Source organism: Bacillus xiamenensis (assembly GCF_000300535.1).
Lineage (GTDB): Bacteria > Bacillota > Bacilli > Bacillales > Bacillaceae > Bacillus > Bacillus xiamenensis.
The window spans coordinates 1-20,430 of record NZ_AMSH01000062.1 but is presented as its reverse complement, the minus strand read 5'-3'; the positions used below and the strand labels follow the sequence as shown (position 1 = coordinate 20,430).

Sequence of the window (20,430 nt, the reverse complement as noted above, 5' to 3'; positions counted from 1 at the left end):
TTGTCTTGTTTAGTTTTCAAAGAACTTGTTTGTCACTCTCTCAAAGCGACCACTTAAATATATCATATATCTCTATTAACAGTCAATGTTTTTCTTGAAAAACATTTTATTTTTTTAAGAAGTTTTGCTGTGAAAGAGATAAAAAATAGAGCCTCTTTTTGCTCCTTTGAAAGATTAACACATATCTATGAAAAAAGCATTATAAATTTCAAAAAAAAATCATGTTTCTTCAAAAAAAATAAAGCCGGTGAAAACCCGGCTTTATTTTTACTCAGATTGCTCTTGATCTGACTCTACATTTTCTATGTTTTCTTCAGTGTTCTCTTCAGTGCTTTCTTCATCGTCTTCTTGTGATTGTTCAACTAATGCCACTGTAGCGACATGTTCATCATCACCTAGACGGATCAGGCGGACACCTTGAGTGACTCGGCCTGTTGTGGAGATATCTGAAACGGCCATACGGATGATGACACCGCTGCCTGTAATGATCATTAAGTCTTCTTCCGTCTCAGCGTTGGTCGCCTTCACTGCGACAAGCGGACCGTTGTTGTCAGTGATCTTGCATGTTTTAAGACCTTTACCGCCACGGCTTTGAACACGATATTCTTTTTCAGGCGTTAATTTACCATAACCTTTTTCAGTTACGATCAATACGTTTGCATCTGGCTCAAGGATTTCCATTCCAACGACGATGTCGTCTTCAGAAAGTGTGATCCCTTTAACCCCAGCTGCCGTACGTCCCATTTCACGAACATCTGTCTCGTCGAAACGAATGAGCATGCCCTTTTTCGTTCCGATGATGATTTGTTTTTCACCATTGGTTAAACGAACGGCCATCAGCTCATCTTCTTCACGCAGGCTCAGTGCAATCAAACCGTTGTTCCGGATGTTTGCAAATTGAGACAATGATGTTCGTTTTGATACACCGTGTCTTGTTGTAAAGAAGAGATACGAATCTTCATCAAATTCGCTCACCGGAATAATGGCGTTAATCCACTCTCCCTTTTCTACTTCAAGAAGGTTAATAATCGGAATTCCTTTGGCTGTTCGTCCGAATTCAGGAATCTCATATCCCTTCGCTCGATAGACCTTCCCTTTATTAGAGAAGAAGAGAATCGTATCGTGCGTAGATGTTGAGATCAGCTGTTCAACGAAATCATCCTCGTTGGTTCCCATTCCTTGGACACCTTTACCGCCTCTTTTTTGACTGCGGTATGTTGATGCAGGTAGGCGTTTAATATAACCATTATGAGTCAGCGTAATCACAATATTTTCAACAGGAATCAAGTCCTCGTCTTCGATTGTTTCTATACCCGCTGTCACAATTTCTGTTCGACGTGTATCATTGAAGCGTTCTTTGATTTCTGTTAATTCTTCTCTAATGATTTCAAGAACTTTCTCATTATCTGCTAAAATGGCTTTCAATTCAGCAATCAATTCAACAAGTCCTTTGTATTCATCTTCTATTTTCTCTCTCTCTAAACCAGTCAGACGCTGGAGTCGCATATCGAGAATAGCCTGTGCTTGTTTTTCAGACAAGGTATAGTTTTCCATCAAACCATTTCTCGCGATTTCAGCAGTTTGAGAGCCTCTAATTAAAGCAATGACCTCATCTAAGTGATCAAGAGCGATTCTTAAGCCTTCTAAAATATGAGCTCTTGCTTCTGCTTTACGCAGCTCATACGCTGTTCTTCGACGAATGATCACTTTCTGATGTTCGAGATAATATTCAAGACATTGTTTGAGAGACAAAACTTTCGGCTGTCCATCAACAAGTGCAAGCAAGTTAATACCGAATGACGTTTGAAGTGTTGTTTGTTTATAAAGATTGTTTAATAGAACATGAACATTCGCATCTCTTCTAAGTTCAATGACAATACGCATTCCATTACGGTCAGATTCATCACGAAGATCTGTAATGCCGTCAATCTTTTTATCGCGTACAAGGTCCGCAATTTTTTCGATCAAACGAGCTTTATTGACCTGATAAGGAATTTCATTGATGACGATTCGTTGTTTACCGCTAGATGTTTCTTCGATGTCTGACTTTGCACGTAATGTAATAGAGCCACGCCCGGTTTCATAAGCCTTACGAATACCGCTTCGGCCAATGATTTGTCCCGCAGTTGGGAAGTCTGGGCCTGGGATAATCTCCATTAATTCTTGCGTTGTGATTTCTGGGTTTTGACTGACTGCCAGTACCCCATCAATGACTTCACCTAGTTGGTGAGGCGGGATGTTGGTGGCCATCCCAACAGCGATTCCTGTTGCTCCGTTGACTAATAAGTTCGGGAATCTAGCTGGCATGACGACTGGCTCTCTTTCACTGCCATCGTAGTTATCTTGATAGTCAATCGTGTCCTTTGTGATATCACGCAGGATCTCCATTGAGATTTTAGAAAGACGTGCCTCGGTATAACGCATCGCGGCTGCACCGTCTCCATCGACTGAACCAAAGTTTCCGTGACCTTCAACCAGCATATTCCGATAGTTGAAATCTTGCGCCATCCGAACCATTGCTTCGTATACAGCGCTATCACCGTGAGGGTGGTACTTACCAATAACTTCCCCAACGATACGTGCAGATTTCTTAAATGGTTTATCACTTGTCATACCTAGGTCATTCATCGCATACAAAATTCTTCGATGGACGGGCTTCAATCCGTCTCGTACATCTGGTAATGCACGCGAAACAATAACACTCATTGCATAATCTAAAAAGGACGTACGCATTTCTTGACTAATATTCACTTCACGTACATTTGGTGTATGTTGTTCACTCACTATAAGAACCTCCCTTTACGTATCACATGAAATAAATTATGTGGGAGTAAAATATGTATTTATCTTCTCAAGACTATTCTCCATTATATCAATAATCTTGCCTTTATACACATTTATTTACTAGAAAATCAGCGAAACGTGGAAAACCAGGACATTCGTTTCACGCCCCTGTTTCTTGAAAAACAACCTTATTCCAAACAAGAAATAAGGTTGTTCTTAAGGGGGTACCTATCTAAATATCAAGATTTTTCACGTATTGTGCATTTTCTTCGATAAAGTTTCGTCTCGGCTCTACTTTATCTCCCATTAGCATTTCAAATGTCTCATCAGCATCGATTGCATCCTCAAGCGTGACTTGAAGAAGTGTTCTTGCGTCAGGATCCATTGTTGTTTCCCAAAGCTGAGAAGCATTCATCTCTCCAAGACCTTTATAGCGCTGAAGTCCAGGCTTTGGTGTTTGAGGCAGTGTCTTTAACAGCTCATCTAGCTGTTTATCGTTATACACGTATTCAACACGTTTTCCTTGCTGCACTTTATATAAAGGCGGCTGCGCAATGTACACATAACCGTTTTCAATGATTTCACGCATGTAACGATAGAAGAATGTTAAGAGCAGCGTTCGGATATGCGCTCCATCAACATCGGCATCTGTCATGATCACAATTTTGTGATAGCGTGCTTTCTCTAAATTGAAGTCTTCTCCGATTCCAGTCCCAAGCGCTGTAATCATTGAACGAACCTCGTTGTTAGATAGAATTTTATCTAATCGTGCTTTTTCAACGTTTAGGATCTTCCCTCTTAGCGGTAAGATCGCTTGGAAGTGGCGATCACGACCTTGTTTAGCAGACCCGCCCGCAGAATCTCCCTCTACGATATAGAGCTCAGAGATGGAAGGATCTTTAGAAGAACAGTCTGCCAGTTTTCCAGGCAAACTGGAGACTTCAAGTGCACTTTTACGTCTTGTAAGCTCACGTGCCTTTTTGGCAGCCATTCTTGCACGAGCTGCCATCAGTCCTTTCTCCACAATTTTCTTCGCGGCATCAGGATTTTCTAATAGAAATTTTTCTAATGCTTCAGAGAAAAGAGAGTCTGTAATGGTTCTCGCTTCTGAGTTCCCAAGCTTTGTCTTCGTTTGTCCTTCGAACTGAGGGTCTGGATGTTTGATCGAAATAATCGCAGTTAAGCCTTCTCTCACATCTTCACCGCTCAAATTCGAGTCTCCATCTTTGAATACGCCATTTTTACGAGCATAATCATTGATGACACGTGTCAGACCCGTTTTAAAGCCCGCTTCGTGTGTTCCGCCTTCATACGTGTTGATATTGTTGGCAAAAGAATAGATATTGCTTGTATAGGAATCGTTGTATTGCAGCGCAACTTCAACAGTAATTCCGTCTTTTTCACCCTCGATGTAAACCGGTTCTTCATGAACGACTTCTTTCGAGCGATTTAAATGTTCTACATAGCTCTTAATTCCGCCTTCGTAGCAGTATTCGTTTCTACGTTCTTTGCCTTCACGTAAGTCTTCAATAACGATGTTCACGCCTTTTGTTAAGAAAGCTAACTCACGTACACGATTGGCCAGTGTATCGTAATCAAATTCAGTGGTTTCAGTGAAAATTTCTGGGTCTGGCACAAAATGAGTGGTTGTCCCCGTTACGTCTGTTTCGCCAATGACCTTTAAATCTCCAACTGGCACGCCGCGTTTGAATTGCTGATAATGAATTTTCCCATCACGGTATACTGTCACGTCTAAGGTAGTAGATAACGCATTTACAACAGATGCCCCTACACCATGCAGACCGCCAGATACTTTATAACCGCTGCCATCGAACTTACCGCCAGCGTGAAGAACAGTCATAATGACCTCTACGGCAGGACGTCCCATTTTCTCATGAATCCCAACAGGAATCCCGCGGCCGTTATCTTTCACTGTAATGCTATTATCTTTTTCGATTTGCACTGTAATGTCTGTACAATACCCAGCTAATGCCTCATCAATACTGTTGTCGACAATTTCCCATACAAGATGGTGAAGTCCTTTTGCATTGGTTGACCCAATGTACATTCCTGGACGTTTTCTAACAGCTTCTAGTCCTTCGAGCACCTGTATCTGATTTTCATCATAACTATTATGTTGCTGTTCCATTGCCACGTACATTCACCTACACTTTTCTTAAACGATATATTTATATGAATTGAGCTTTTAGACTTCAATTTCAATCACAAATGAAGCACGTTTTTTGAGCGTGCTTGAGGAAAGAGGAGAGTAATACACGGATTCAGTTGTGACGACGATGGATTTGGGTGTTCCTTGTGATAACGAAATGATTTGCTCCTCTTGTTTTTGAAGAAATTCCTCTACGACAGAAGATGACCTCATTTTGTAATCAACAATTGCGACAATCTCTCGTGTAGAAACAACACAATCATCACCTAAATGAATATACAAGACTCACACCTCATTTATCAGTCAATTACTTTTCCACTGGCTACTCTGAAAATTTCCGCTTCTTTCAGGGTGGCGTGATCAATGCCTTCAACACTTGTTGTGGTGACGAAGGTCTGTACACGTCCCTGAATGGTATGGAGCAAATGAGACTGTCTGTAATCATCAAGTTCAGATAACACATCATCGAGTAGAAGAATTGGGTATTCACCGATTTCTTCATGGATCAGATCAATTTCTGCCAGCTTTAGTGAAAGAGCTGTTGTTCTTTGCTGCCCTTGAGAGCCATATGTCTGAACATCACGACCATTCACAAAGAAAAGAAGGTCATCTCTGTGAGGTCCCCACAGCGTCACCCCTCGGTCTATTTCTCTGTCTCTTAATTTTCGAAACGATTCTTCATAGCTATTCTTTATTTTCGACAAGTCTGACGTTTCTGATACCTCTATCGCCGTCTGGTATTGGAGCGTGAGTGTTTCTAGTTCTCTAGAAATCCCAAAATGCAACGGCTGCGCCCATTTTTCAAGTTGTTTCGTAAAAGTAAGTCGTCTTTTGACAACCTTCGCTGCCGCATCAATCAATTGCTCTGTTAAAACCTCCAGCATCGCTTGATCTGTTTGCTTTCTTGTTTGCAATTGTTTCAAGTAATGATTTCGCTGAGAGAGGATTTTTTGATAGAGCGATAAATCATGTAAGTAGACAGCAGAAACTTGTCCAATCTCCATGTCGAGGAACCTTCTACGGATTTGCGGGCTGCCTTTCACAAGACTGAGATCCTCTGGTGCAAACATGATGGTGTTTAAAGCACCAACATAATGACTGAGTTTCTGTTGTTCAATATGATTGACTTTTCCCTTTTTTCCTTTTTTTGAGATCACAAGTTGCATGGGGAGTGGACCGTTTTTTTTGATGACTCTACCTTCTATTTTAGCATAGTCTTCGTCCCATCGGATAAGTTCTTTATCATTTGACGTACGATGAGACTTTGCCATCGACAATACATAGATTGCTTCCATCAGGTTCGTTTTACCTTGGGCGTTCTCACCGATCATGACATTCACCTTATTGTCGAATTGAAGCTCGGTGTGTTCATAGTTTCGGTATGAAGTTAACGCCAGACTTTGAATGTACATGTATTGTCACCCGTTTCTAATTCACAACTTGAAATGTGCCATAACCTTCTATCTCGACAACATCTCCTGGGTATAATTTGCGCCCCCGTCTATTATCTGGCTCTTGATTAATGAACACCTCATGTTCACTCAAAAACCACTTCGCCATCCCGCCAGATTGAATGACTTCAGCTAATTTCAAAAACTGCCCTAATGTAATCATTTCTGTTTCAATGGTTATAAGATTAGGCATTGTATCGACCTCTTTCAATATCACTAATATCTAATTGTACTAAAAAACAAGACAAGAAGGAAAGGGGGAAAGCGAACTGTGATGAAAGAAAGCATGGGAAACGAGAAGAAAAGCTGCTGTGCACTCACACAGCAGCCATTTTAGATTGATTTAATATGTTCTCACCGGAAGAATTAATTGCAAGATAGAATCATCATTCGGTGTGCGCAAAAGAAATGGTCTCATTGCGCCAGTGAAGCTTACATGAATATCTGTTCCCTCTAATACTTTTAAAGCATCAAGCATATATTTCGGACTGAAGGAAATTTTTAGGTCTTCCCCCTTAATTTCATCGGCTTCAACAGTTTCAACCACTTTACCGATTTCCGGCGAATTAGAAGAAATTTCAAGACTTTGCGCAGGATCAGCAGACAGCTTCACGACGTTATTACGTCCCTCTCTTGCTAAAAGCGAGGCGCGATCAATGGCTTGAAGAAACTCTTTCGTATTCACGACTACATCCGTTTTACTTTCTTGCGGGATCAGGCGAGCTGTATCTGGATAGTTCCCATCCAGCAACCTTGAGAAGAACAGTACGTTCTGTGCTTTAAAGAGAACTTGTGTCTCTGTAATGACGATGCTCACAAGGTCTTGTACATCATCAAGAATTTTACTGAGTTCTGTTAAACTTTTCCCTGGAATGACCACATTATACGAGCTATCCTCGTTAATATCTAATTTCGCTTTTCTTAAAGCGAGACGATGGCTATCCGTTGCAGTGCATATTAATTCACCCTTTTCGACCTTCCAGTTTACACCTGTCAAGATAGGTCGTGTTTCTGAGGTGGACACTGCGAAAACGGTTTGGCGAATGAGGTTTTTAAGCAAATCTGTTGGAATCTGAAATGCATGATGCTCTTCAATTTGTGGCAGATGTGGATATTCTTCAGCATCTAAGCCATTTAAATTAAATTCTGCCGAACCAGAGCGGATGATTGTTAGATGATTTTGTTCTACCTCAATTTCGACAGTAGACATTGGCAGCTTTTTAACGATTTCGCTAAAGAAGCGGGCCTGCAGCACAATACTTCCTGGTCGATCAATTGTAATGACTTCTAAATCTCCATCTCTTTGAGGAATAAAAGATTCAATTGAGATATCAGAGTCGCTCCCTGTTAAAGATACCCCTTCATCAGATGCAACAATTTTAATTCCCGTCAAAATAGGAATCGTCGTTCTAGAGGATACGGCCTTTAATACATCTTGGACACTTTCAACAAGACGATCTTTTTGAATCGTGAATTTCATAGTGGTCCTCCTAATTTTTCTTAGTGACATGTATATATATTTATTTAATAAAAATAGTAGAAGTAATAGTAGGGCTTGTGAATATGTGGATAAGTCGGTAAAAAGAAAGGAAAGACAGCCTATCCACATGTGGACAGACTGTGTATGACTATGCTGAAGTTATTCACATTTTCCCGTACTAACAATATCAGCGTATTTATTTTAATTGTTCTTTGATCTCTTTCACATGCTGCTGAAGCTGTTCATCTTCAACGATTAATTTCGAAATTTTCTCGTGAGCATGAATGACAGTCGTATGATCTCGTCCGCCAAATTCTTCTCCAATTTTAGGTAGAGAGGAATCGGTCATTTCTCTAGAGAGGTACATGGCAATTTGTCTTGGATAAGCAACTGATTTCGTACGTTTCTTCGCTTTGAAATCCTCTAATCTAATATTAAATTGCTGTCCTACAATTCTTTGAATATCTTTAATCGTAATAACCCTTGGTTTCGATGAAGGAATGATATCTTTTAGAGCTTCAGCTGCTAGATCAGCATTAATGTCTTTATTAATTAAAGAAGAGTAAGCAACGACACGAATCAAAGCACCCTCCAGCTCACGGATATTGCTGTCGATTTGATTGGCAATATAAAGCATGACTTCATTCGGAATGTCTAAACCTTCTGCCTTTGCCTTTTTTCGCAAGATCGCGATACGTGTTTCTAAATCTGGCGGGGTAATGTCTGTAATTAAGCCCCATTCGAATCGAGAGCGTAATCTGTCTTCAAGTGTCGGAATTTCTTTTGGCGGCCGGTCACTAGAAATGACGATTTGCTTACTTTCTTCGTGAAGTGTGTTGAATGTATGGAAAAACTCTTCTTGTGTTTGTTCTTTTCCTGCTAAAAATTGAATATCATCTATCAAAAGCACATCTACATTCCGATAGCGATTACGAAAGTCGACTGCTTTGTTGTCTCGGATTGAGTTGATAAATTCATTTGTAAATTTTTCAGATGATAGATAGACCACTTTTGCTGATGGATTATGGTCTATGACGTAATGACCAATTGCATGCATCAAGTGAGTCTTTCCTAAACCAACGCCCCCATAAATAAAGAGCGGATTATATGCTTTTGCTGGTGCTTCTGCGACTGCAAGTGAAGCGGCATGAGCAAAACGGTTACCTGAACCAATAACAAAAGTGTCAAATGTATATTTTGGATTCAGCATATTTTGTGGAATTTCAACAGGTTCTTCTTTCGACATTTTTTTGATTGGAGACTTTGGCATTGCTTCCTCTTCGTCCTGATTTTGAGGAATAATGAATTTGATGCTGAGCTCTTCGCCTGTCAGTTCATAGATGGTATCTGCAATTAAGTGAAGATATCTTGACTCCAGCCAGTCTCTAGCAAATTCATTAGGTGCAGTGATAGTCAGCGTATCTCCTTGAAGAGAATGTGCTTTTGTCGACTTCATCCATGTTTCAAAACTAGGTTTGCTCAATTTTGTCTCAATTTTTTGAAGTGCTTTATTCCACAGATCCAAAATATTTTCCATAAGGCTTCTCCCCCCTCCTTTTCTTTTTAAAATGACCAGTATCAAACTGTTATAGAACACGAAAAAGAGAAAATGGTCAAGACCATTCGTGCACATATTTTGTTGAAAACAATTAATATAGTAGAAAAACGTCTTTTCGACAAATTACACAAGTTGTGGATAAACAATTCAACAAGCTGTGTAATAACTTTCCACAGGTTATCCACAAATTGTGGATAATATAAATAGGTCAGATAAGTAATTAAGAGTTAAAACACAAATATAATATCAAAATAAACAAGATGGTGCAATGGGTGTTGCAAACTTATCCACATACTTTACATCCTGTTGAAAAATAATTATCCACATAGGTGATTTGTGTGAAAAAAATGTCGATAATGAGTGTGGATAGTCTAAATATGCTAGAAAAATATCCACACCCTTGTTGTGAAGGTCTTTTAGGAGGAAAAAAAGAATAAAATGCTGGAAACTGAAAAAGAAGGTTTCTTCGCTTGATAACTTGTGTTATGCTAATAAGGTTGATAATAAGAGTTTTATCATTGATATTGACAATCGATGGGTTACACAAATATAATGAGTTAGACTGTCTTAAACAGCTATTCCTCAGGGAGGTGTCATAAATGAAAAGAACGTTTCAACCAAATAACCGTAAGCGTAGTAAAGTTCATGGCTTCCGCAGCCGTATGAGTTCTAAAAACGGACGTCTAGTTTTAAAGCGACGCCGCAGCAAAGGTAGAAAAAAATTATCAGCTTAGGCCACTGAATAATGTCAGTGGTCTTTTTTACATAAAATCGTAAATGAACTGTCAGTTTTTATCGGAGTGGAAGAAAACATGAAGAAGCGAAACAGGCTAAAAAAAAATGAAGAGTTTCAAAAAGTGTTCAAAAAAGGTCAATCAATGGCGAACCGCCAATTCGTTATTTATCAGCTGGATCAACCAAATCAAGATGAGCTGCGTTTAGGATTGTCTGTCAGTAAGAAGATAGGTAATGCAGTGATACGAAATCGAATTAAACGACTGATCCGCCAAGTGTTTTTAGAGGAAGGTCATAAGTTAAAGCAAGAAAAAGACTACATAGTCATTGCACGAAAACCAGCAAGCGAATTGACCTTTGAGGAAACTAAGAAGTCTCTCCAGCATTTATTTAGAAAATCCGCTGTTTATCAACAACAACCGAAAAAGTCTTCGTAATAGAAACTTTCGTTGAATCAATTTTTAAAAGCGCTTCCTTCATCTAGTGAATTAAAATGAAACCACCACTTTGTAATGAAAAAATGTTACCATACTGATTAGGTGAGTCACTTTCGTAATCAATTCCAACTTAAATAAAGTTTGAAGTAATGGGAGGAATCTTGTTGAAAAGGCGATTATTACTAATATTTAGCTTGATTGGTGTGTTGGTTCTATTGGCAGGATGTACACAAATCAATGAACCAATTACATCAGATAGTAAGGGATTCTGGAATTCTTATATTGTTTACCCGCTATCTCAATTAATTACGTACATGGCAAACTTGACTGGTGAAAACTATGGTGTAGCGATTATTATCGTGACCATTTTGATCCGTTTGCTCATTTTACCATTAATGATTAAACAGTTAAGAAGTACAAAAGCAATGCAAGCACTGCAGCCAGAATTGAAGAAGCTTCGTGAAAAATATAGCTCAAAAGATCAAAAAACGCAGCAGCAGCTCCAACAGGAAACAATGGCTCTTTTCCAAAAGAATGGTGTAAACCCATTAGCAGGGTGTTTCCCAATTTTGATTCAAATGCCAATCCTCATTGGTTTTTATCATGCGATCATGAGAACAGCTGAAATCAAAAAACATACTTTCTTATGGTTTGACTTAGGTAGTCCAGATCCATTATTCCTATTACCGATTATTGCGGGTGTAGCTACTTTTGTTCAGCAGAAGCTGATGATGGCTGGAAACCCTTCGGACAACCCTCAAATGGCGATTATGCTTTGGGTTATGCCGATCATGATCGTTGTATTTGCCATCAGTTTCCCGGCTGCACTTTCACTGTACTGGGTTGTAGGTAACATTTTCATGATCATTCAAACATTGGTCATTCGAACACCTCAAGTACAAGTTGATACAAAAGAAAAAGCCGGCGGGAATAAAAAATGAAGGAAATAACTGCTGTCGGTCGCACAATCGAAGAAGCAGTAGATTCCGGACTTAAACAAATTCAGCTACTACAAGAAGAAGTAGATATCACAATAGTAGATGAAGGTAACAAAGGCTTTTTAGGATTATTCGGTAAAAGACAAGCTGTTGTCAAATTGGTAGAAAAGAAAGATGCTCTAAAATTAGCCACACAGTATTTGGATAGAATTGTTAAATCAATTGATCCTAAAGCAAAAATTGTGTCGAAAAAAGAATCGAAAAAGATTTCTTTCCACATTGATGGAGACAAAACGTCATTAATGATTGGGAAAAGAGGACAAACGTTGTACTCTTTAGAAACATTGGTACAGTTAGTGTTTAATCGTTATTCCGATCAGTATCATCATATTACGATTGATATTGGAGATTATCGGAAGAAACGTCAAGAAGCACTCGAACAATATGCCATCAAGACGGCAAACCGTGTTTTGAAAACGAAGAGAAAGGTTCATTTAGAGCCTATGCCTTCAAATGAACGAAAAGTCGTTCATGATACGATTGCCGCATTTTCTAAAGAACTCGCTACGGCATCTGAAGATACAGGCAGCAAACGTCATGTTGTTGTGATGTATAAAAAATAGCAGAAAGGCTAAGATTCAGCAAAGCTGGATTTTAGTCTTTTTTTATTGAAAAATACTCTTTCTATAGAAGATTCATCCTCAATTTCTAAAAAATTAGTGTATGAATTGCGTGGAAAATGTTATTTTCCGCAGCTAGTAACGGGATCAAGACGTTTTAATTTATTGGATTTAGGTGTAAGATGTGAAGACAAGTTTAGAACGTCGTTATTCACATGTGGATAAGTTAAGTGTTAAAATAGACAGGGTGCAAAGCTGTGGATAATTAGATGTGGGGCACTTTCGCTTCGCATTCATTTGTGGTATCTTTAAATTTTGGATTAAGCGTTTTTGATATAGAGATGGACAACGTCCATTTAATAGATAAAAGACTGTCTATTAAGCAGAGAAAGAGGTGAACGTTCGGTGGATACAATTGCAGCAATTTCTACGCCAATGGGTGAAGGGGCAATTGCAATTATTCGTTTAAGCGGGCCTGATGCGGTACAGATTGCTGATCGTATGTATAAGGGGCCTAAGGAGAAAAAACTTGTATCGGTGGATTCTCATACCATTCATTATGGTCATATTGTGGATTCGAGTACTGAGCAAGTGATAGAAGAGGTCATGGTGTCTGTTTTAAGAGCGCCAAAAACATTTACGAGAGAAGACGTTATTGAGATTAACTGCCATGGCGGAATTGTGACGGTCAATAAAGTATTGCAGCTTGCTTTAAGAGAAGGAGCAAGGTTAGCGGAGCCAGGTGAGTTTACAAAACGTGCTTTCTTAAATGGGAGGATCGACCTTTCACAAGCAGAGGCAGTAATGGACTTGATTCGTGCAAAGACAGACCGTGCGATGAATGTAGCGATTACTCAAATGGAGGGACGTCTCTCCGGTTTGATTAAACGACTCCGTGGTGAGATATTGGAGACACTTGCCCATGTTGAAGTGAATATTGACTATCCAGAGTATGACGACGTCGAAGAAATGACACATCGAGTCTTAGTTGAAAAGGCAACATCTGTGAAAAAGGAAATTGAATCGCTGCTAATGACTTCGCAGCAAGGGAAAATTCTACGTGAGGGCTTATCCACTGTTATTATCGGAAGGCCGAATGTTGGGAAGTCATCCTTGTTGAATAGTCTTGTACAGGAAACAAAGGCGATTGTGACGGATATTCCTGGAACAACGAGAGATGTCATCGAGGAATATGTGAATGTAAGAGGTGTACCTCTCCGTCTAGTAGATACTGCGGGTATACGTGAGACTGAGGACATAGTTGAGCGTATAGGAGTTGAACGATCAAGACAGGTCTTAAAAGAAGCTGACCTGATTTTACTTGTGCTCAATTATAGTGAGGAATTATCTGAAGAAGATATTAAGCTTTTTGAGGCTGTCTCAGGTATGGATGTCATTGTGATTATAAATAAGACAGATCTTGAGCCTAAACTCGATGTAGAAAAGGTCAAGCAGTTAGCAAAGGATCGTCCAGTCGTGACGACATCGTTATTACAAGAAAAAGGGATTGATGAGCTCGAAATGGCGATTCAATCATTATTCTTCACAGGTTCAATTGAAAGTGGAGATTTAACGTATGTGAGCAATACGAGGCATATTGCGCTCCTTCAGGCAGCAAAACAATCCATTGAGGACGCTCTTGAAGGAATTGAAATGGACGTACCGATCGACATTGTTCAAATAGATTTAACGCGCTGCTGGGAGCAGCTAGGTGAAATTATTGGGGATGCTGTTCATGAAAGCTTAATTGATCAGTTATTCTCTCAATTCTGTTTAGGAAAGTAAAGGGAGGAACATAAGAAATGGGTTATGAAGCTGGCCAATATGATGTAATCGTCGTCGGTGCCGGTCATGCTGGTGTTGAGGCTGCTCTTGCTTCTGCAAGACAGGGCGCCAAAACACTTGTATTGACCATTAATCTCGATATGGTTGCTTTTATGCCATGTAATCCGTCCGTAGGTGGTCCCGCAAAAGGGATTGTTGTCAGAGAAATTGATGCGCTGGGCGGAGAAATGGCACGAAATATAGATAAGACGCATATTCAAATGCGCATGCTGAATACCGGGAAAGGACCTGCTGTCCGTGCGTTAAGAGCGCAAGCAGATAAGTTCCAATATCAGCACGAAATGAAAAAAACAATGGAAAATGAACCAAACCTGACAATGTTGCAAGGTATGGTAGATCATTTAATTGTAGAAGATGATCAATGTAAAGGTGTTGTGACTCAAACAGGCGCGAATTATCGTGCGAAAGCGGTTGTCCTAACGACAGGAACTTTCTTAAAAGGCCGCATTATTTTAGGGGACCTTTCTTATTCAAGCGGTCCTAATAACCAGCAGCCTTCCATTAAATTATCAGATCATCTAGCAGAATTAGGATTCGATTTGGTTCGTTTTAAAACAGGAACACCGCCTCGAGTGAACAGCCACTCGATTGATTATAGTAAGACAGAAATTCAACCAGGTGACGAGGTACCACGTGCGTTTTCCTATGAAACTGTTGAATATATTACAGACCAATTGCCATGCTGGTTAACATACACGAGTTTAGAGACACATCAAATTATTGATGAGAATCTTCACCGTTCTCCAATGTATTCAGGTATGATTAAAGGAACTGGTCCGAGATATTGCCCTTCCATTGAAGATAAGGTGGTTCGTTTTAATGATAAACCGAGACATCAAATTTTCTTAGAGCCAGAGGGCCGTAATACGCAAGAGGTGTATGTTCAAGGCTTATCTACAAGTCTTCCAGAGGATGTACAGCAGCGTATGCTTTCAACCATCCCAGGACTTGAAAATGTACAAATGATGCGGGCGGGTTATGCGATCGAGTATGATGCGATTGTGCCTACACAACTTTGGCCGACACTTGAGACGAAGAAAATTTCCGGTTTATATACGGCCGGCCAAATTAATGGTACGTCTGGTTATGAGGAAGCAGCAGGTCAAGGAATTATGGCAGGGATTAATGCAGGAAGAAAAGCATTGGGTAAAGAAGAAGTCATTTTAAGCCGATCTGATGCATATATCGGTGTTCTCATTGATGACCTTGTCACGAAGGGGACCAATGAACCTTACCGCCTGTTAACCTCTCGCGCAGAGTATCGTTTACTTCTACGTCATGACAATGCTGATTTAAGATTAACTGAACTTGGATATAACATTGGTTTAATTTCTGAAGAAAGATATCAAGCATTCATGCAGAAAAAAGAAGCTATTGAAGCAGAGAAAAAACGTTTATATTCTGTCATCATTAAACCGACAGCAGAAACACAAGAATATATTCGTTCACTTGGCGGAAGTGAATTGAAGGACGGGATTCGTGCAAGTGATTTGATGAAACGTCCAGAGATGAACTATGAATCTGTTGTGAAACTAGCGCCTGCTGAAACACCGCTTCCTGCTGACGTGTGTGAGCAGGTAGAGATTCAAATGAAATACGAAGGTTATATCGAAAAGTCGCTCCAACAAGTTGAAAAGCTGAAAAAGATGGAGAACAAAAAGATTCCGGATCGAATCGATTATGATGCCATCAAAGGGATTGCAACTGAAGCGAAACAAAAGCTGAAAGAAGTCCGACCGCTTTCTGTTGCACAGGCTTCTCGTATTTCAGGCGTTAACCCTGCTGATATTTCTATCCTTTTAGTGTATTTGGAGCAGGGACGTATTGCGAAGATAGCAGAGTAGAAAGGATGTCGGCATGAACATTGATCAATTTACAGCAGCACTAGAGGAGAAAGGGATCACTCTTTCTCCAGTGCAGCTTGAACAATTTGAAACATACTTCCGCATGCTTGTAGAATGGAACGAGAAGATGAATTTAACGTCCATTACAGAAAAGGAAGAAGTGTATTTAAAGCATTTTTATGATTCGATATCAGCAGCATTTTTTATTGATTTTCACAATGTGACAACGATTTGTGATATTGGAGCTGGTGCTGGTTTTCCAAGCATTCCTCTTAAAATTTGTTTCCCTCATCTACATGTGACCATTGTTGATTCTCTTCAGAAACGCATTACGTTTCTCAATGAGTTAGCAAAAGGGTTAAACTTACAAGATACTACTTTTTATCATGATCGTGCGGAAACCTTTGGCCAACGTAAGGACCAGCGTGAAAGCTACGACCTTGTCACTGCTAGAGCGGTTGCGCGTTTATCTGTCTTGAGCGAACTCTGCCTGCCCCTTGTGAAGAAGGACGGATTGTTTGTGGCATTAAAAGCATCTGCAGCTGATGAAGAAATGCAAGCAGGAAAAAAAGCCGTCACTGTCCTTGGAGGAGAGGTTGTTGAAAAGCATTCCTTTGTTCTTCCTTTAGAAGAAAGCGAACGGAACATCATTGTCATTGAAAAGAAAAAGCAAACACCAAAAAAATATCCTAGAAAACCAGGAACACCTAATAAATCACCAATAGAAGGTTGATCATGTAAAAGGTCGGTTTTTCTTCAATATTTAAGATTTTACAGAAGGAAAAAACATGAGAAAATAGAATTATAAAAAGGTAGTTTTTAAAGGTGGTGTAGGTTCATGAAGCATTCACTCTCACGCTTCTTCGGGCTTGGTGACAAAGAACATCCTGAGCATGAAACCGAATTAGAGGCAGAGATTGCTGAGCATGATACATTAAAGGAAGAGATACAGGAGCTCCCGGTCGACACAATTATGCCAAACCGTTTTCAGCCACGCACCATTTTTTCACAAGAAAAAATACAAGAGCTGGCCACGACGATTCATACCCATGGCATTATTCAACCGATTGTTGTTAGACCAACAGAAGAAGAAGGAAAATATGAACTGATCGCCGGCGAAAGACGTTGGAGGGCGGTACAAACTCTTCAATGGGAGAAGATCCCCGCTATTATAAAAGATTTTACTGATACGGAAACGGCATCTGTGGCATTGATTGAAAATTTGCAAAGGGAAGAGCTGTCTGCAATTGAAGAGGCTCATGCTTATGCACGTCTTTTAGAGCTTCATGATTTAACGCAAGAGGCGCTTGCTCAGCGTTTAGGTAAGGGACAATCGACAGTTGCAAACAAATTAAGACTTTTAAAGTTACCTGAAGAGGTACAACAGGCTATTTTGGAGAAGAAAATCTCTGAGAGACATGCACGTTCACTTGTACCCCTAAAGCTGCCAGAATTACAAATCACGCTATTACAGGAAATCATCGAAAAGCAGCTGAATGTGAAACAGACTGAAGAGCGTGTAGTGAAAATGCTTGAACAAAAAACAGATCGCAAACCGAAGCCAAAACGCAAGGCATTTAGCCGTGACACACGAATTGCGATGAATACCATTCGGCAGTCTCTCCACATGGTAGAAGACAGCGGACTTAAAATAAATACCGAGGAAGAAGAATTTGAGGAATATATCCAATTAACCATTCGAATTCCTAAATAGAAAGCAGCTGATGAGATCCACTCGTCAGCTTTTTTTGTATGCCTTACTTCTAAATGCATCATATTTACTTATTATTCATTAATTGGTAAAATGTGATTTTCATAGTAGAAAGGAGGTGACATTTAACTGATGAAGTTGAAAAAGACTATTTTTTCTATTATCTGTTATTTACTATTCTCTTTTTCTCTTTATTCAAATGAAACGACCGTATTTGCTGTGAGTACGTCACCGAGACAGGACGCTCATTCAGATGGTGAAACGATCACGAAGGAAGAACTGAACGTTCTGAAGAAAAAAGGCGTGGTTTCTAAAGATGTGACGGTTCAACAATTAAATCTTGAGCAGGGGTCTCAGGGTGATGCGATCGATGTGATCACGGCTGATGATGCTTTGAAGAATTATGGCTTACGGCAAAACAAACAGGATGAGGTGGTATCTGATGAAAAGCCGCATACTGTTCGCCATCTTTTAGGTAAGCCGTATCCTGGTACCGATATTATGCCTCAAAAAGGGGATATATTGGTGACAAGCACTGGTGCTTTGAATGGTTTAATTGGTCATGCAGGTATCGTCATTAACGAGAAAAACTATGCATCTATTCCTGGGTTTAGACAGCATCCAAATATTGATTCCATCCATAGCTGGTTTCGTTATAGTGCCAATACAAAGGTGATACGGGTCAATCATCAGGAAAAGGCGAGTCTAGCAGGGGATTGGGCGCACGATTATGTGAAAGACCATCCGAAGGCTCGATATTCGATCACAATGTCTATTCAATCGTTGGACCCGACGTATTGTTCAAAGATTGTCTGGCAGGCCTACGCCAAAACAGGTGATGCTGTTGGTCATGCGACATTTACCATTAAGGCGCCCTATGGATTTTTGAAAAAGAAAAACTATAAAACAGTGACCCCTAAAGTCATTGTGAGCGAAGGACGTAAAATTGGCGGGTTACATTTTTGATATGGATCTCCCTCACTTTTAATGAAAGTGAGGGGTTTTTTATGTATATTCATTCCTCTCAAAAAGATATATTAATATATCTTTTGTGTGTATGTTCATTCATCCGTCCATGTACGAAAATAGATATTCACCGACGAATTTATAATGGAGAAACAAAAAAAGCAAACGTTTCATACTTTTTTTGATAGAATAGAAAGTATGAATGAATGAGAAACTTGTTAAGTTGAAAGTGGGTGACATCGTGGGGAAAATCATAGCGATTACCAACCAGAAGGGCGGCGTTGGGAAGACGACGACTTCTGTTAATTTGGGTGCGTGTTTAGCATACATAGGAAAACGAGTGTTGTTAGTTGATATTGATCCGCAGGGCAATGCCACGAGTGGTATTGGGATTGAGAAGGCCGACGTAGAGAAATGTGTGTACGATATTTTAGTTGATGATGCAGATGTACTTGATGTGATTAAGACGACAGAGGTCGAAAATCTTGATGTCATTCCTGCGACAATACAGCTTGCAGGGGCTGAAATTGAGCTTGTGCCTACGATCTCTCGTGAAGTGAGGCTGAAGAGAGCACTTGAATCTGTTAAGCAAAATTATGATTATATGATTATTGACTGTCCGCCATCACTTGGATTACTGACGATTAATGCGTTAACTGCATCCGATTCCGTTTTAATACCGGTTCAGTGTGAATATTATGCGCTTGAAGGATTGAGTCAGCTGTTAAACACAGTTCGTCTTGTGCAGAAACATCTAAATACCGATCTTGCCATTGAAGGTGTCTTGCTGACAATGCTTGATGCAAGAACAAATCTTGGGATTCAGGTTATTGAAGAAGTGAAGAAATACTTTAGAGACAAAGTCTATCAGACCGTCATTCCGAGAAATGTGAGACTGAGTGAAGCGCCTAGTCACGGGAAGCCTATTATCTTGTATGATCCACGTTCAAGAGGTGCAGATGTCTATTTAGACTTAGCAAAGGAAGTGGATGCGAATGGCTAAAGGTCTTGGAAAGGGTATTAACGCACTATTTACCAACGTAGACTCAAATGAAGAAACTGTCGAAGAAATCAAATTAAAGGATTTACGTCCGAATCCGTATCAGCCGAGGAAAACGTTCGACGATGATGCATTGTCTGATCTCAAAGAATCAATTCAGCAGCACGGTGTTTTACAGCCAATTATTGTTCGAAAGTCGATTAAAGGATATGACATTGTAGCAGGAGAGCGACGTTTCAGAGCAGCACAACAAGCTGGCCTGACAACGATTCCTGCGATTGTCAGAGAATTTTCAGAAACGCTGATGAGAGAGATTGCGCTTTTGGAAAACTTACAGCGCGAGGATTTATCTCCTTTAGAGGAAGCGGAAGCCTATGCCTCCTTGCTGGAACATTTAAGTGTGACTCAGGAGGAATTAGCGAAGCGGCTAGGGAAGAGCAGACCGCATATAGCGAACCATCTTCGTCTATTGACATTACCAGAAGAAGTGCAAAAACGAATTGCGGATGGAACGTTATCCATGGGACATGGACGCACATTGCTTAGCTTGAAAAATAAGAAAAAGATTGCGCCTTTGGTAAAGAAAATCGTGGACGAGGGGTTAAATGTACGTCAGGTTGAGAAGCTTGTTCAGCAATTAAATGAAAATGTTCCACGTGAAACAAAGAAAAAAGAAGCACCAAAGGATCGAGTGTTGAAAGAAAGAGAGTCCTTCTTACAAAATTATTTTGGTACTTCAGTGACGATCAAAAAACAGAAGAAAAAAGGGAAAATAGAGATTGAATTTCTCTCAAATGAAGATTTAGAAAGAATTCTTGAATTACTGTCTGCGAGAGAATCATCCGAGTGACCATCTTGATAGGGACTGACCCCATAAAGTGAGACAAATAA

At 39.9% G+C, this 20,430-nt stretch carries 18 protein-coding genes; 11 read left to right on the top strand and 7 right to left on the bottom strand.

All coding sequences use genetic code 11. The annotated features are described in order from the left end of the window. Positions 1–267: 267 nt before the first annotated feature. From gyrA to dnaA, 7 genes are all read right to left on the bottom strand, one after another. Positions 268–2,784 (bottom strand): DNA gyrase subunit A, encoded by a 2,517-nt coding sequence (gene gyrA, locus BA1_RS15585; RefSeq protein WP_008360923.1) that lies wholly within the window; start codon positions 2,782–2,784, stop codon positions 268–270. Between the two features lie 232 nt (positions 2,785–3,016). Beyond that, on the bottom strand, positions 3,017–4,933 hold the full coding sequence (gene gyrB / locus BA1_RS15580) for a DNA topoisomerase (ATP-hydrolyzing) subunit B (protein ID WP_008360922.1): 1,917 nt from the start codon (positions 4,931–4,933) through the stop codon (positions 3,017–3,019). A gap of 57 nt (positions 4,934–4,990) precedes the next feature. After that, positions 4,991–5,236, bottom strand: coding sequence for an extracellular matrix regulator RemB (gene remB / locus BA1_RS15575; protein ID WP_008360920.1), 246 nt, complete (start codon positions 5,234–5,236; stop codon positions 4,991–4,993). A gap of 17 nt (positions 5,237–5,253) precedes the next feature. Further along, positions 5,254–6,366, bottom strand: a complete 1,113-nt coding sequence (gene recF / locus BA1_RS15570; RefSeq protein WP_008360918.1) for a DNA replication/repair protein RecF — start codon at positions 6,364–6,366, stop codon at positions 5,254–5,256. 16 nt (positions 6,367–6,382) lie between these two features. Beyond that, positions 6,383–6,598, bottom strand: coding sequence for a S4 domain-containing protein YaaA (yaaA, locus tag BA1_RS15565; protein WP_008360916.1), 216 nt, complete (start codon positions 6,596–6,598; stop codon positions 6,383–6,385). Between the two features lie 150 nt (positions 6,599–6,748). Continuing rightward, positions 6,749–7,885, bottom strand: a complete 1,137-nt coding sequence (gene dnaN / locus BA1_RS15560; protein ID WP_008360914.1) for a DNA polymerase III subunit beta — start codon at positions 7,883–7,885, stop codon at positions 6,749–6,751. 196 nt (positions 7,886–8,081) lie between these two features. Continuing rightward, complete coding sequence (dnaA, locus tag BA1_RS15555) at positions 8,082–9,422, bottom strand: chromosomal replication initiator protein DnaA (RefSeq protein WP_008360911.1); 1,341 nt, start codon at positions 9,420–9,422, stop codon at positions 8,082–8,084. 620 nt (positions 9,423–10,042) lie between these two features. On the opposite strand from dnaA, the gene rpmH reads away from it, so the two are divergent. The 11 genes from rpmH (at position 10,043) to BA1_RS15500 (ending at position 20,389) form a co-directional block, all read left to right on the top strand. After that, a complete protein-coding gene (rpmH, locus tag BA1_RS15550) occupies positions 10,043–10,177 on the top strand; it encodes a 50S ribosomal protein L34 (RefSeq protein ID WP_008360908.1) in 135 nt (44 codons plus the stop codon). Positions 10,178–10,255: 78 nt separating this feature from the next. Then, positions 10,256–10,615: a ribonuclease P protein component gene (rnpA, locus tag BA1_RS15545; protein ID WP_008360906.1), complete on the top strand. Its 360-nt coding sequence runs from the start codon at positions 10,256–10,258 to the stop codon at positions 10,613–10,615. A gap of 158 nt (positions 10,616–10,773) precedes the next feature. Continuing rightward, positions 10,774–11,556 (top strand): YidC family membrane integrase SpoIIIJ, encoded by a 783-nt coding sequence (gene spoIIIJ, locus BA1_RS15540; RefSeq protein WP_145939430.1) that lies wholly within the window; start codon positions 10,774–10,776, stop codon positions 11,554–11,556. Continuing rightward, positions 11,553–12,176, top strand: coding sequence for an RNA-binding cell elongation regulator Jag/EloR (jag, locus tag BA1_RS15535; RefSeq protein ID WP_008360902.1), 624 nt, complete (start codon positions 11,553–11,555; stop codon positions 12,174–12,176). The genes spoIIIJ and jag overlap by 4 nt, the downstream gene beginning before the upstream one ends. 402 nt (positions 12,177–12,578) lie before the next feature. After that, positions 12,579–13,958 (top strand): tRNA uridine-5-carboxymethylaminomethyl(34) synthesis GTPase MnmE, encoded by a 1,380-nt coding sequence (gene mnmE, locus BA1_RS15530; RefSeq protein ID WP_008360900.1) that lies wholly within the window; start codon positions 12,579–12,581, stop codon positions 13,956–13,958. A 17-nt stretch (positions 13,959–13,975) separates the two neighbouring features. Then, entirely contained in the window at positions 13,976–15,862 is a 1,887-nt protein-coding gene (gene mnmG, locus BA1_RS15525; RefSeq protein ID WP_008360898.1) for a tRNA uridine-5-carboxymethylaminomethyl(34) synthesis enzyme MnmG, read from the top strand. A 13-nt stretch (positions 15,863–15,875) separates the two neighbouring features. Beyond that, a complete protein-coding gene (gene rsmG, locus BA1_RS15520) occupies positions 15,876–16,595 on the top strand; it encodes a 16S rRNA (guanine(527)-N(7))-methyltransferase RsmG (RefSeq protein WP_008360895.1) in 720 nt (239 codons plus the stop codon). 105 nt (positions 16,596–16,700) lie between these two features. Beyond that, entirely contained in the window at positions 16,701–17,576 is an 876-nt protein-coding gene (gene noc, locus BA1_RS15515) for a nucleoid occlusion protein (RefSeq protein WP_008360893.1), read from the top strand. A 129-nt stretch (positions 17,577–17,705) separates the two neighbouring features. Next, a complete protein-coding gene (locus BA1_RS15510; protein WP_008360891.1) occupies positions 17,706–18,539 on the top strand; it encodes a C40 family peptidase in 834 nt (277 codons plus the stop codon). Between the two features lie 241 nt (positions 18,540–18,780). Then, positions 18,781–19,542: a sporulation initiation inhibitor protein Soj gene (gene soj, locus BA1_RS15505; RefSeq protein ID WP_008360890.1), complete on the top strand. Its 762-nt coding sequence runs from the start codon at positions 18,781–18,783 to the stop codon at positions 19,540–19,542. Next, on the top strand, positions 19,535–20,389 hold the full coding sequence (locus BA1_RS15500; protein ID WP_008360886.1) for a ParB/RepB/Spo0J family partition protein: 855 nt from the start codon (positions 19,535–19,537) through the stop codon (positions 20,387–20,389). Before soj ends, BA1_RS15500 begins: the two co-directional genes overlap by 8 nt. Positions 20,390–20,430 lie beyond the last annotated feature (41 nt).